At 59.8% G+C, this 12,602-nt stretch carries 11 protein-coding genes; 5 read left to right on the top strand and 6 right to left on the bottom strand.

Going from position 1 to position 12,602, the window contains the following annotated elements; genetic code table 11:
* Nucleotides 1-25: 25 nt before the first annotated feature.
* The 4 genes from ACO08A_RS23470 to ACO08A_RS23485 all read right to left on the bottom strand — a co-directional run bounded on the left by ACO08A_RS23470 (nucleotide 26) and on the right by ACO08A_RS23485 (nucleotide 4,073).
* A complete protein-coding gene (locus ACO08A_RS23470; protein WP_422038314.1) occupies nucleotides 26-757 on the bottom strand; it encodes a peptidase in 732 nt (243 codons plus the stop codon).
* An 88-nt stretch (nucleotides 758-845) separates the two neighbouring features.
* A complete protein-coding gene (locus tag ACO08A_RS23475; RefSeq protein WP_422038315.1) occupies nucleotides 846-1,664 on the bottom strand; it encodes a transglutaminase family protein in 819 nt (272 codons plus the stop codon).
* Nucleotides 1,665-1,691: 27 nt separating this feature from the next.
* A complete protein-coding gene (locus ACO08A_RS23480; RefSeq protein WP_422038316.1) occupies nucleotides 1,692-2,642 on the bottom strand; it encodes an alpha-E domain-containing protein in 951 nt (316 codons plus the stop codon).
* 6 nt (nucleotides 2,643-2,648) lie between these two features.
* Nucleotides 2,649-4,073 (bottom strand): circularly permuted type 2 ATP-grasp protein, encoded by a 1,425-nt coding sequence (locus ACO08A_RS23485; RefSeq protein WP_421983429.1) that lies wholly within the window; start codon nucleotides 4,071-4,073, stop codon nucleotides 2,649-2,651.
* A 358-nt stretch (nucleotides 4,074-4,431) separates the two neighbouring features.
* Here ACO08A_RS23485 and ACO08A_RS23490 point away from each other — a divergent pair, with 358 nt between their 5' ends.
* Nucleotides 4,432-5,964, top strand: a complete 1,533-nt coding sequence (locus ACO08A_RS23490) for an acyl-CoA carboxylase subunit beta (RefSeq protein WP_422038317.1) — start codon at nucleotides 4,432-4,434, stop codon at nucleotides 5,962-5,964.
* A 44-nt stretch (nucleotides 5,965-6,008) separates the two neighbouring features.
* On the opposite strand, the gene ACO08A_RS23495 is transcribed toward ACO08A_RS23490, so the two are convergent.
* Together ACO08A_RS23495 and ACO08A_RS23500 are read right to left on the bottom strand one after the other, a co-directional pair.
* The gene (locus ACO08A_RS23495) at nucleotides 6,009-6,323 is read right to left on the bottom strand and encodes a hypothetical protein (protein WP_319382471.1); all 315 of its coding nucleotides are present in this window, start codon (nucleotides 6,321-6,323) and stop codon (nucleotides 6,009-6,011) included.
* A 186-nt stretch (nucleotides 6,324-6,509) separates the two neighbouring features.
* Nucleotides 6,510-6,983 (bottom strand): hypothetical protein, encoded by a 474-nt coding sequence (locus ACO08A_RS23500; protein WP_422038318.1) that lies wholly within the window; start codon nucleotides 6,981-6,983, stop codon nucleotides 6,510-6,512.
* Between the two features lie 198 nt (nucleotides 6,984-7,181).
* Here ACO08A_RS23500 and ACO08A_RS23505 point away from each other — a divergent pair, with 198 nt between their 5' ends.
* The 4 genes from ACO08A_RS23505 (at nucleotide 7,182) to ACO08A_RS23520 (ending at nucleotide 12,230) form a co-directional block, all read left to right on the top strand.
* The gene (locus tag ACO08A_RS23505; RefSeq protein WP_422038319.1) at nucleotides 7,182-9,194 is read left to right on the top strand and encodes an acetyl-CoA carboxylase biotin carboxylase subunit; all 2,013 of its coding nucleotides are present in this window, start codon (nucleotides 7,182-7,184) and stop codon (nucleotides 9,192-9,194) included.
* Nucleotides 9,195-9,288: 94 nt separating this feature from the next.
* Complete coding sequence (locus ACO08A_RS23510; protein ID WP_422038320.1) at nucleotides 9,289-9,951, top strand: HAD family hydrolase; 663 nt, start codon at nucleotides 9,289-9,291, stop codon at nucleotides 9,949-9,951.
* 319 nt (nucleotides 9,952-10,270) lie between these two features.
* A complete protein-coding gene (locus ACO08A_RS23515) occupies nucleotides 10,271-11,086 on the top strand; it encodes an RNA ligase family protein (RefSeq protein ID WP_422038321.1) in 816 nt (271 codons plus the stop codon).
* Nucleotides 11,076-12,230 carry an AAA family ATPase gene (locus tag ACO08A_RS23520; RefSeq protein ID WP_422038323.1) on the top strand — a complete coding sequence of 385 codons (1,155 nt, stop codon included), beginning with the start codon at nucleotides 11,076-11,078 and terminating at the stop codon, nucleotides 12,228-12,230. The genes ACO08A_RS23515 and ACO08A_RS23520 overlap by 11 nt, the downstream gene beginning before the upstream one ends.
* Nucleotides 12,231-12,602 lie beyond the last annotated feature (372 nt).

The following is a 12,602-nucleotide window of genomic DNA, read 5'->3' on the forward strand; positions in this document are numbered from 1 at the left end:
CTTTCTGACAGCTATGCAGTGCTCTTCAAACGTCGAATTCGTCAATGTCGCCAAAGGCTGTGCGCAGTTTTTCGGACCAGCCCTGCGAGAGTTTCTGGAAATACGGATCGTCCTGTTCGATCCGCACCTGCCTGTCGGTCGAAAAGGTGTCCTTGTTGTAGAGCAGCATGTCGATCGGCATGCCGACGGACAGGTTCGACCTGATGGTGGAATCGAAAGACAGGAGAACCAGCTTGGCCGCCTCGCCGAGCCGCATGTCGGCGCGCGTCACACGATCCAGGATCGGCTTGCCGTATTTGTGCTCGCCGATCTGGAGGAACGGGGTGTCTTCACCGACTTCAATGAAATTGCCGGCCGCGTAGATCTGAAACATGCGCGGCTCTTCGCCTTCGATCTGACCACCGAGAATGAACGTCACGAAGAAGTTTTCCGCGCTCGTTGCCAGCGCCTCGCCGTCGATCGACTTGACCTCGCGCACGGCACTGCCGACGAGCCGCGCGACCTGAAACATGGTCTTGGCGGTCATCAGCGTTGCCCGGTCGTTTTCCGCCGAGGTGATGTGTTCGCTCAGGAGCGAGACGACTGCCTGGGTCACCGCCAGATTGCCTGCGGACAGGAGCGTGATGACGCGTTCTCCCGGCTCTTCCCAGATATGAAGCTTCTTGTAGGTCGCAATGTTATCGACACCGGCATTGGTTCGTGTGTCTGCAGCAAACACAAGCCCACGGTCCAGTTTCAAGCCGACACAATATGTCATTCAAAGAGCCCCTCAGACGTTCCCCATCGCTCTGTTAGCATACTGAACTAAGATTGGGCGTTCGAAAAATGACAATTGCTGCTGTTGTTTACTGCTGTTGTTGAAAAACCGCCTGTGTCACGTCGACCTGAACCTGCAGGTTCTCCTCAAGCCCGCCGAAGCGGATACCCCTGATCGGTGCGGCAGACCGCGAATCAAGACCGACCGTCAACCGGATGTACCGGTCGGTGGGGCATTGCGCATTGGAGACATCGAAGCCCGTCCATCCCAGACCGTCGATCAGCACTTCGGCCCAGGCATGGTGGGCCTCGGAGGCCTGTTCGTCCTCCAGCAGCAGGTATCCGGAGACATAGCGCGCCGGGACACCGACGGAGCGGGCGGCCGCGATGAAGATATGTGCATGATCCTGGCAAACGCCTTCACCGGCCGCCAGCGCCGCTGCTGCCGGTGCGTGGGTTTCGGTGACGCCGACCTTGTAGTCGACCTTGTCCCTGATGGCGTGCATGAGTGCATGGAAACCGGCAATCCGGTCCTCGTCTTCGGCGTGCGCCGCCAGTCTTCGGATCGCCTGGTTCGGCTGGGTCAACGGCGTCATGCGCGTGTAGATCCGTGGCGGGACGCTGGCGTCAGGCTCATGACCCAGGATGCCGTTGGTGTCCCTTGTCTCGACGATGCCGGTCGCCGTGATTTCCACATCTTCAACGGGTTCACTCCGCGATACCATGTGAACACGGTTTCCGAACGCGTCCTTGTAGGTCGTCGCGCGGGAAATGCCGGGCGCGTCGATCGACCATTCGAGCACCTTTTGCGCAGGCCCGTTTTCCGGCGTCAGACGGATCTGCTGCATCGCGTTGGCGAGCGGCGCGTCATAGCGGTAGCGAGTGGTATGTCGGACGGTCAGTTGCATGCGGCACCTGGTTGAAGTGTGGTACGGTCAGGAGAAGTTGTAGTCCTTGGACAGCTCGAAAGCGAACTGGTTATTCCGGCCGATGAAGTCATCGAGGAACTCGTGAAGCCCGTCCTGATAGATTTCCCGCATCTGCTTTTCCGAAAGGCTCAGCGCAATTTCCTTCGCCATGTCGAGGCTCGGTTCCTGGGAACTGTAGAATTGCGACAGGTCTTCCGCAGTGTCGGCGATCCAGTTGTAGCAATGGGCGAGCGACCGCGGCATTTCCTTCCTGAGGATCAGGAACTCGGCGATGTTGAAGGCTTTCAGGCGCGCGTTGGGATAGGCGAAGCGGTAGCTTCTGCGGCCTGACAGCGCCCTCAGGATTGCCGACCATTGATACTTTTCCATGGAACCGTCGTCGAGGATGTCGCTGTCCGGCAGGAGCGACCAGTACTGCGAGTTCAAAATGCGCGCCGTGTTGTCGGCGCGCTCGACGAAATTGCCCATCTGGGAGAAGAAATAACCGTCGTTGCGCAGCACCGTGTTCAGGAGCGCGCCGCGGAACAGGTGTGCCCGCTGGTTCACCCAGGCAAGAAAGTCGGGAAGCCTTTCCTGGGTGATGGTCTGCGGATTGATCTCGGTGAACTCGATCCAGGTGGTGTTGATCGCTTCCCAGAGTTCGGCGGTGATCCCGGTGCGGACCGCGCGTGCGTTGTTACGCGCCAGTTCCAGGCTGTTGCGCACGCTGACGGAATTTTCCTTCGAGAACAGAAGGAAATAAGCGATGTTTCGAATTCCCAGTTCGTCGTATTTTTCCGTGAATTCGGGTTCGCAGCCCGAACAGGTCAAGGCAAAGGTCCAGTGCGTGCCATGCTCCTGTCCGCGATGGGATATGATGGCTCCGCGATAGGCAACTTCCAGGAGACGGGCGACATTCTGGGCCCGCTCGTGGTAGCGGGACATCCAAAAGAGTGAAGAGGCGGTTCTTCCGAGCATCAGCTGTCAGTCCTCAAGTACCCAGGTATCCTTGGTGCCGCCGCCCTGACTGGAATTGACGACAAGCGAGCCTTTTTTGAGCGCCACGCGGGTCAGGCCGCCCGGCGTGATCCGCACCTGATCGCCGATCAGAACGAAGGGACGCAGATCCACGTGCCTGGGCGCGACGCCGGAGGCGACATGGGTCGGGCAGGCCGACAGGGCGAGGGTGGGCTGGGCGATGTAGTTGGACGGCGTTGCCTCCAGAACCTTCCGGAACTCGGCAATCTCCCGCTTGGACGCCGTCGGCCCGATCAGCATGCCGTAGCCGCCAGACCCGTGAACTTCCTTCACGACGATGTCCTCGAGATTGTCGAGAACGTAGGCAAGGTCGTCGGGGCGCGAGCAGTTCCAGGTGGGGACGTTGTTGAGGATCGGCTTTTGTCCGGTGTAGAACTCGATGATGTCAGGGACATAGGCGTAGATGGCCTTGTCGTCGGCGATCCCGGTGCCCGGGGCATTGCAGATCGTGACATTGCCGGCGCGATAGGCATCAAACAGTCCCGGCACGCCGAGCATGCTGTCCGCATTGAAGGTAAGGGGATCCAGGAACGCATCGTCGATACGCCTGTAGATCACGTCGACCTGCTCGGGTTCGCGGGTGGTCCGCATGAACACCTTGCCGGCATCGACGAAAAGATCCCTGCCTTCCACCAGTTCCACACCCATGGAGTCGGCCAGGAACGCATGTTCGAAGTAGGCCGAGTTGTAGATGCCGGGTGTCAGCACGACGATGGTCTGCGCCGACTTGGACGGATCGGGCGCCACGCTTTCCAGCGTCCGGCGCAGGAGTTCGGGATATTGTTCGACCGGGGCGACGGCGTGGGTCTGAAACAGTTCGGGAAAAAGCCGCATCATGGTTTCGCGGTTTTCCATCATGTAGGAAACGCCGCTGGGGGTGCGGGTGTTGTCTTCCAGGACGTAGAATTCGTTCTCCGACACCCGGACAAGGTCCGTGCCGATGATGTGTGCGTAGACCTTGCGGGCCGGTGTGAAGCCGGCCATCTCGGGCAGGAAGGCCTCGTTCTGGAGAATCAGGTCCGCGGGAATGATCCCGGCCCGCAGGATTTCCTGACGGTGATAGATGTCGTGCATGAACGCGTTCAACGCGCGCACGCGCTGATCGATGCCGGCCGACAGCCTGCGCCACTCGGATGCGGAAATGATGCGGGGAATGGGATCGAACGGAATTAGCCGTTCCGTTGCTTCTTCTGCGCCGTAAACAGCGAAGGTGATCCCGAGCCTGCGGAATATCGTCTCCGCATCCCGGCTCTTTTTTGTAAGGAAATTAGCGGGTTTGTCTTCGAGCCATGTCGCGAGCCTTGCATATGGTGATCGCGGTCCACCAGCATCGTCGAGCATTTCGTTGAAGAAAGTCCGATCGTCCGCCATTGCCTCCCCTTTGCCTGTTCTGCTTGTTTTGCAATCATGACAAAATTCTGAAGTGTGTCAAAGAACAATATCTCGGCGTCGCTGCCTACGAAATGAGCAACTTTCTCCCTGATCGGAAATGGCTTCCTGAAAGGGCCAGGGCGCCCGCGAACGACGAAACGCCATTTGCGTCAATGCTCTCCGGATATTCGCCGTGCCACCCTGCGCGGTCTTGGCCTTGCGGAAAACAAGGCGTGGAGCCCGAAGACTGAGCAGTGCGGAAAAGCGCCGTCGGCGGTTTCCTTAAGCCCATATGCTGACTTTGCCTTGTGCACGGAACATGGTACGGCCTCATGGAAACGCGGACCGGGAGGACCTGATGAAAGAAGTGCTGGCCGAATTGGAACAACGCCGCGAGACGGCCCGACTCGGGGGTGGTCAACGCCGGATCGACTCGCAGCACTCGAAGGGCAAGCTCACCGCTCGCGAGCGTATCGAGGTTCTCCTGGACGAAGGCTCGTTTGAAGAATTCGACATGTTCAAGCAGCACCGCTGTACCGAGTTCGGCATGGAGGCGCAACACATCCCGGGCGACGGGGTGGTCACCGGGTGGGGGACGGTCAACGGCCGGACCATCTACGTGTTTTCCAAGGACTTCACCGTCTTCGGCGGTTCGCTTTCCGAAGCGCATGCGGAAAAGATCACCAAGCTCCAGGACATGGCCCTGCAGAACCGGGCACCGATCATCGGCCTCTTCGATGCCGGCGGCGCCCGCATCCAGGAAGGTGTCGCGGCACTCGGCGGGTATGGAGAAGTGTTCCAGCGCAATGTGCTCGCATCGGGCGTGATCCCGCAGATCTCGCTGATCATGGGACCTTGCGCGGGCGGCGATGTCTATTCACCGGCAATGACCGATTTCATCTTCATGGTGCGCGACACGTCCTACATGTTCGTCACCGGTCCGGACGTCGTCAAGACGGTGACCAACGAAACGGTCACGGCCGAAGAACTGGGCGGTGCCTCGATCCACACGACAAAGTCGTCCATCGCCGACGGCGCGTTCGACAACGACGTGGAAGCCCTGTCGGAAATGCGCCGGCTCATCGATTTCCTGCCGATGAACAACCAGGCCGCTCTTCCGGAACTGACGAATTACGACGATCCGGACCGGATCGACACAAGCCTCGACACGCTCGTGCCGGACAATCCGAACAAGCCATACGACATGCGCGAGCTTGTCCTGAAGACGGTCGATGAGGGCGATTTCTTCGAAATCCAGAAGGGCTTTGCCGGCAATATCCTGACGGGGTTCGGCCGGATCGAGGGACGGTCCGTCGGGATCGTTGCCAACCAGCCGATGGTGCTTGCGGGCGTTCTGGATTCGGATGCAAGCCGCAAGGCGGCGCGTTTCGTCCGGTTCTGCGACTGCTTCAACATCCCGATCGTCACCTTTGTCGACGTCCCAGGCTTCCTGCCCGGCACGGCGCAGGAATATGGCGGGCTGATCAAGCACGGTGCGAAGCTGCTGTTTGCCTATGCCGAAGCAACCGTTCCCAAGATCACGGTGATCACCCGCAAGGCCTATGGCGGCGCCTACGACGTGATGAGTTCGAAACATATTCGCGGCGACATCAACTACGCGTGGCCGAGCGCGGAAATTGCGGTCATGGGAGCAAAGGGGGCGGTGGAGATCCTCTACCGCACCGAACTGGGCGACCCGGACAAGATCGCAAAGCGCACGAAGGACTACGAAGACCGTTTTGCAAATCCGTTCGTTGCCGCGGAGCGCGGCTATATCGACGACGTGATCAGGCCCCATTCCACCCGGCGCCGCGTCGCGAAGGCGCTGGCCTTGCTCAGGTCAAAACAGGCGGATCTGCCCTGGAAGAAACACGACAATATTCCGCTCTGACACGGTGATTGCGACGCGGGCCGGACACTCCGGCCCGGACCTGCTCAGTCCCAGCGGTTGAACCCGCCGCGCGGGAAGAGCGGTTCCCTGCATTCGTAGGCGACCGGACACTTGCGGTTGTCCTTTGTCGGTCCGTACTGGACGAACAGTTCCTGGTTGTAGTCGCAGAAGCTGCGGTTCGAGACGAACATGGAGTAGGTGTAGCGGCCCGTCGTGAAGACGACCGAACCGTGCTGCTTGACCATGTTCTGAGCCTGCCGGCAGCTCATCTGGCGCAGGTCCGGCCGTGCCTGCGCGGCTGACGTCCAGAATATGCTGCCGAGCAAGACGGCCGCGATTGCAAGACGACGATTGTTCATATCTGCCTCCATTGGTGACTGGCGTCTCATGGTCCGTTGAACCCCCATCTTGCGACAGGTGGTTTACAACCAGTGTGACCGTCGGCACATAAAATGCCATTTAACGCCCTGATGCACCAGCGTCAGGTTCGCGCGGCAGACGGCGCGATTGCTCGGCAATTCGTGCTGTGAAGATCCCTGGGGCGGTTAGGAGCTGGCTTTTCTCTTTTGCCAGTCGGTCGGGCAGACACTTCCCGGGAGCACATTCGGCGCGCCTTTCAGGGAGAAACCGGCATAGGTATCGTCCGGGTACTTCACCGCCAGGGTGCGGGAAGAGCGGATCTTGTGCCAGATGTATCCGAAGCTGTCCGAGCAGGCCGGACATCCGGTTCCGATATAGCCATGCTCGTTGACGAGCACGTCCAAGACGCTGGAATCGAGGATCACGCGTACACGGCTGTTGGGCGGCGGCATCCTGCCCTCGATCTCAACATGCAGCAGCGTGCCGTTGACCTGCCTTTCGGGATGGCACCAGACCACGAAATTCGACCCGACATCGTTGGTGGTCCAATAGCGTGTGAAGCCGTTGACATCACCGCTATTCCATTTGCCGATTGTTTCAGCTTGCGCACCCATCGGTGCAGACAGAGCCAGGAAGAAAAATGCAAAGAGACGTTTCATGCCGGTACCCCACTATTGGTCAAATTATCAGGGAAAACCTTTAACTTTACGTAATGCTGACAATAGATCCGTGTGCTCTGTCGGTAACCCGGCGTTAAGTCCGGTGTCACCGGTAGCGACCGCTCGCCCTTTGGCTAAGTTGCGCCGCCGCGGCACGGGGCCTACAACCATGGAAACAATCCAGTTGGGTGGAAATGCATGTTCTCGAAAATTCTCGTCGCCAACAGGGGTGAAATCGCCTGCAGGGTCATGAAGACCGCCCGCCGCATGGGGATCAAGACCGTCGCGGTCTACTCGGATGCGGACCGGGACGCGTTACACGTCGAGATGGCCGACGAAGCCGTTCACATCGGTCCCGCAGCCGCGGCCGAATCCTATCTGATTGCGGACAAGATCATCGCCGCCTGCAAGCAGACCGGCGCAGAAGCGGTGCACCCGGGCTACGGTTTTCTCTCCGAGCGCGCGAGTTTCCCCGAGGCCCTCAAGAAGGAAGGCATTGTCTGGATCGGCCCCAATCCGCGCGCCATCGAGGCGATGGGCGACAAGATCGAATCCAAGAAGTTCGCCAACGATGCGAAGGTCAGCACCGTTCCGGGATATCTCGGCGTTATCGAAACGGCGGAACAGGCTGTCGAAATCGCTGCGGACATCGGCTATCCGGTGATGATCAAGGCGTCCGCCGGGGGCGGGGGAAAGGGCATGCGCATTGCCTGGAACGCCGAGGAAGTGCGTGACGGCTATGACCGGTCCAAGTCGGAGGCAGCCTCTTCGTTCGGCGATGACCGCGTGTTCGTCGAAAAGTTCATCGAAAACCCGCGCCACATCGAGATACAGGTTCTCGGCGACAAGCACGGCAACGCCATCTATCTCGGTGAGCGGGAATGCTCGATTCAGCGCCGCAACCAGAAGGTCATCGAGGAAGCTCCGTCGCCGCTCCTGGATGAGGAAACACGGCGGAAAATGGGGGAGCAGGCGGTCGCGCTGGCAAAGGCGGTCGATTATGACAGTGCCGGAACGGTCGAATTCGTTGCCGGTCAGGACAAGAGCTTCTTCTTTCTGGAAATGAACACCCGTCTGCAGGTGGAGCATCCGGTCACCGAACTCATTACAGGCGTCGATCTGGTGGAGCAGATGATCCGCGTCGCGGCCGGGGAAGAGCTCTCGATTGCACAGGATGACGTCAAGCTGAACGGCTGGTCCGTCGAAAGCAGGATTTATGCGGAAGATCCCTATCGCAACTTCCTGCCTTCCATCGGACGTCTCGTGCGCTACCAGCCGCCCGAGGAAGTCGCGAGCGACGGTGTAACGGTGCGCAACGACACGGGCGTGGTCGAGGGATCCGAGATCTCCATGTTCTACGACCCGATGATCGCGAAACTGATCACCCACGCACCGAGCCGCGTCGAGGCGATCGACGCGATGAGTACGGCTCTGGATGCGTTCTATGTCGATGGCATCCAGCACAATGTTCCGTTCCTGACGGCCTTGATGAACCATCCGCGCTGGCGCTCCGGCGAGCTGGCGACGAGCTTCATCGCGGACGAATACCCGGACGGTTTCTCGCCGGCGGTCCCGGATGACGCTGCCTATTCGGTGCTTGCCGCCGTGGCGCTTTCGATGGCTGCACTGGGGCGCGAACGTCTGGACCATCTGCCCGGGCGCCTGCGTCCGCATTCCGGTGAAATGCGCGAAGACTGGGTCGTCAAGCTCGACAAGACCTATGTCCCGATCCGCATTGCTGCCGGATATCCAGGGACACCGGTGGAACTGGATGTCGCCATCGGCGACGGTCCGATCATGAGTGTCGAATCCGACTGGAGCCCGGGGGATGTCCTGTGGTCCGGCAAGGTCGGCTCCGACAGCGTCACGGTCCAGATCAGAGCGGTCACGGGCGGTTACCGCCTTGATTGGCAGGGCTATTCGGTAATTGCGAAGGTGATGACGCCGCGGGTCGCGGAACTGGATGCCCTGATGCCGGAGAAACTGCCGCCGGACACATCCAAGATGCTGCTGTGTCCGATGCCCGGTCTCGTGGTGTCCATTGCCGTCACCGAGGGCCAGGAAATCAAGGCCGGCGAACAGCTTGCCGTCGTTGAGGCAATGAAGATGGAGAACGTTCTGCGTGCCGAGCGCGATTGTGTCGTCTCCGCAATCAAGGCTGCGCCCGGCGACAGTCTTGCGGTCGATGCCGTGATCATGGAGTTTTCCTGAGCGCGCCGATTGACACGGTCCCGTCGGCAAACGTAATCAGACAGCCCGGAACATCTCCGTTCCGGGCTGTTTTCATTGAGACCTTCGAGGCCCCATGTCATTCACGACAGTACTGTTCGACCTGGACGGGACTCTGACCGATCCGTTTGAGGGAATTACCCGTTCGATCCAGTATGCACTGGAAAAGATGGGCGCTGATGTGCCTGAAGGAAAGGATCTCCACTGGTGCATCGGGCCGCCGCTCTGGGACAGTTTCGAGGTTCTCCTGAACACCTCCGACCGGTCCGACCTCGATCTGGCGGTGGCGCATTACCGCGAGCGCTATACCGTGACCGGTCTTTACGAGAACACACTGATCGACGGTATTCCCGATGTCCTGGCCTCGCTCGGCACCGCGGCGCTTGATCTTCACGTATGCACGTCGAAGCCGCACGCCTATGCGGGCAAGATCGTCGACCACTTTGAAATGATGCCGCATTTCGGCAAGGTCTACGGGTCCGAACTCGATGGACAACGGTCACGGAAAGCGGAACTGATTGCCCATATCCTTGAAGAAGAAGGCCTGTCGGCCGATGAAACCGTGATGATCGGCGACCGCAAGCACGATCTGATTGGCGCGAATGCGAACGGGGTGGACGGTATCGGCGTCTTGTGGGGCTACGGCAGCCGGGAAGAACTGGAAGCAGAACGCCCCGTCCTTGTGGCAGAAAAACCCGCGGACATATCGAATTTCCTGGGGCGGGCGCATAGGAAATAGGCTCTGCCCTGTCATTTCGGCTGTTGCGCAAATTCATCAACGGGCATCAATCTGAATGAAAATGCCGGTTTCCGGTTTCAAACTGACGTCGGGTTAGATATACGTCTGTCCCTCCAGAAACCCCTTATGTTCCGAGAATACGATGTAGCACGCTCGTAAGCATTACTGAAAACAAGCCGGTTCCCGAAACGGGAAACGGGCCTTTCTGTAATTTCGGACACATACGACCAGCGTCCCTGATGTCATTCATTTCAGGATGACGGGCAGCTTCCGGCTGTCCGAACGCCGGTTTTTGCTCCGATGAACAACGAGCGACATCATGGAACTCATGAAATACCCGCGCACGCGGCACCTGGAGGGGTCCCGCCTTCAGTCCGGTGACCTGGGAGACGACAAGCCCCTGGCCGAACTGGCGGGGCTGCCCCTGGTGGTTGAAGAAAAGATCGACGGTGCCAATTGCGCCGTCTCCTTCAGCGATACGGGGGAGGTGCGGCTGCAGAGCCGTGGCCATTTTCTCACCGGTGGCTATAGGGAACGGCACTTCGATCTTCTGAAAACCTGGTCATCCGTCCATGTCAGTTCCCTGCGCGAAGTGCTTGGGAGCCGGTACATCATGTACGGGGAGTGGCTCTATGCGAAACACACCAGTTTCTATGACGCCCTGCCGCATTACTTCCTTGAATTCGACCTTTTCGACAAGGAGGAAGGCCATTTTCTGAGCACTGCGCAGCGCCGCCAAATTCTCGGCGGGCTGCCCGTCATGCCGGTGCCGGTTCTCCACGAGGGTGACCTGCCATCGCATCGGCATGTCGACGCGCTGGTCACGACATCCCTCTACAAGTCTCCGGACTGGAGGCAGGCGCTGATGCGGGCCGCGGAAGCGTCCGGGAACCGGCCGGAGATGGTGGAACGGCAGACCGAAGACACGGATCTCAGCGAGGGCCTCTATATCAAGCTGGAGGACGGACGGAGCGTGATCGACCGGTTCAAATATGTTCGGGCCGGTTTCATCCAGACCCTGACGGAGGCCGACAGCCACTGGCATTCGCGTCCGATCCTGCCCAATCAACTTGCGGACGGGGTGGATGTTTTTGCCCCGGTCCTCGGTGTGAAGGGGGCGTACGATGAGACCTGAGAGGAACGACACCGGCGGCTTCGCGCGGCTTCTCGGCCTGGTTCCATCCGCGCCGCGGTGGCATGTGGATTGGGAGGGCATCTGGCCCCTGTGGCCTGAACTCGGCGCACTGGACATGTGTCCGCAGGATCCGATCCATCACGGGGAAGGGGATGCCGGAACGCATACGCGCATGGTGGTCGAGGCACTTGTTGCCTCGCCGTCCTGGCGCGGAGCGGAGGGCGAAAACCGATCGCGCCTCTTCTGGGCGGCGGTGCTGCACGACGTCGGCAAGCCGGCAACCACGAAACACGAGGAAGATGGCCGCGTGTCGTCGCGCGGTCATTCCCGCGTCGGTGCGTCCATTGCCAGGCAGCTCTTGTGGGATGCCGGTGCCCCGTATGACTGGCGCGAAGCGGTTTGTGGCCTGATCCTGTGCCATCAGATCCCGTTCTGGCTGATCGAGCGCGAGGATTACAAACGGCAGGCCATCAGGACCTCCCTCAGGTGTTTGCCGGACCTTTTGTGCATTCACGCCAGGGCCGACGCGACGGGTCGCATCTGTGCCGATCAGCAGGCAATCCTCGACAATGTCGAGGTGGCCCGGCAGGTGTTTGAGGACGCCGGTTGCCTGCACGCGCCATTTGCGTTTGCCAATGACGAAAGCCGTGTCGGCTATTTTGAAAGGACGGACAGGGATCCGTATTTTGCGGCGCATGAGGACTTCCGCTGCAAGGTGACGCTGATGTCCGGACTGCCGGGAGCGGGGAAGGACACGTGGATTGCGCGTAACCGGCCCGACCTTCCCGTGGTGAGCCTAGATGCCGTGCGTGAGAGCATCGGCGAACGGGCAACCGGAAATCAGGGACGGGTCATCCAGGCCGCTTACGAGCTGGCGCGCGATCACCTTCGCAGGAAGCAGGATTTCGTGTGGAACGCCACGAACATCTCCGAACAGTTGCGGGGCAAACCCTTGAGGCTGTTCCGGGACTATGATGCGTTCATCGAGATTGCCTATCTCGAACCTTCGCGGCGCACGCTCTTCGAGCAGAACAGAAACCGGCCGGATGCCGTGCCCGACACGGTTCTTGCCAACCTGATCAAGAAGCTCGAGCCGCCCGGCGAGTGGGAAGCGCACAAGGTTACGCGGGTCGTGGCCGGGTGAAACCCGTCCCGTGTGGTGTCGGCGTCGAAAGTCCTGCCCGCAGGTGCTTTCGACGCCGCTTCCATTGCGTTACCCTAGGTGATGGACACATAAATGAGGCCGAAATGGTTTGAGGCGGATTGCTTCTCCTCAAGGAGCGGAAGCGCAGGAAATGTGGTTCATTTTCAAGCCTTCCGCGACGCCGTGGAGGCGCAATCCGGTCAAATCCGGAGGACATGGAAATGGCTTCACCCCGTGGCGTCAGCGTGCTTGACCGGGCAGGAAGCCCGCTCCGCACACCCTTCCTGACGGGATCTCGCCATTTCGCATGCCATTTCAGTCTCATTTATGGGTCCATCACCTAGTCACCTGAATCTGAAGTTCGACTCATTT

Source organism: Roseibium sp. (assembly GCF_965232425.1).
Taxonomy (GTDB): domain Bacteria; phylum Pseudomonadota; class Alphaproteobacteria; order Rhizobiales; family Stappiaceae; genus Roseibium.

Excerpts from the sequence above, each read along its gene's own strand:
- ACO08A_RS23470 (WP_422038314.1), bottom strand. The coding sequence starts at position 757 with ATGACATATTGTGTCGGCTTGAAACTGGACCGTGGGCTTGTGTTTGCT.
- ACO08A_RS23475 (WP_422038315.1), bottom strand. The coding sequence starts at position 1,664 with ATGCAACTGACCGTCCGACATACCACTCGCTACCGCTATGACGCGCCG.
- ACO08A_RS23480 (WP_422038316.1), bottom strand. The coding sequence starts at position 2,642 with ATGCTCGGAAGAACCGCCTCTTCACTCTTTTGGATGTCCCGCTACCAC.
- ACO08A_RS23485 (WP_421983429.1), bottom strand. The coding sequence starts at position 4,073 with ATGGCGGACGATCGGACTTTCTTCAACGAAATGCTCGACGATGCTGGT.
- ACO08A_RS23490 (WP_422038317.1), top strand. The coding sequence starts at position 4,432 with ATGAAAGAAGTGCTGGCCGAATTGGAACAACGCCGCGAGACGGCCCGA.
- ACO08A_RS23495 (WP_319382471.1), bottom strand. The coding sequence starts at position 6,323 with ATGAACAATCGTCGTCTTGCAATCGCGGCCGTCTTGCTCGGCAGCATA.
- ACO08A_RS23500 (WP_422038318.1), bottom strand. The coding sequence starts at position 6,983 with ATGAAACGTCTCTTTGCATTTTTCTTCCTGGCTCTGTCTGCACCGATG.
- ACO08A_RS23505 (WP_422038319.1), top strand. The coding sequence starts at position 7,182 with ATGTTCTCGAAAATTCTCGTCGCCAACAGGGGTGAAATCGCCTGCAGG.
- ACO08A_RS23510 (WP_422038320.1), top strand. The coding sequence starts at position 9,289 with ATGTCATTCACGACAGTACTGTTCGACCTGGACGGGACTCTGACCGAT.
- ACO08A_RS23515 (WP_422038321.1), top strand. The coding sequence starts at position 10,271 with ATGGAACTCATGAAATACCCGCGCACGCGGCACCTGGAGGGGTCCCGC.
- ACO08A_RS23520 (WP_422038323.1), top strand. The coding sequence starts at position 11,076 with ATGAGACCTGAGAGGAACGACACCGGCGGCTTCGCGCGGCTTCTCGGC.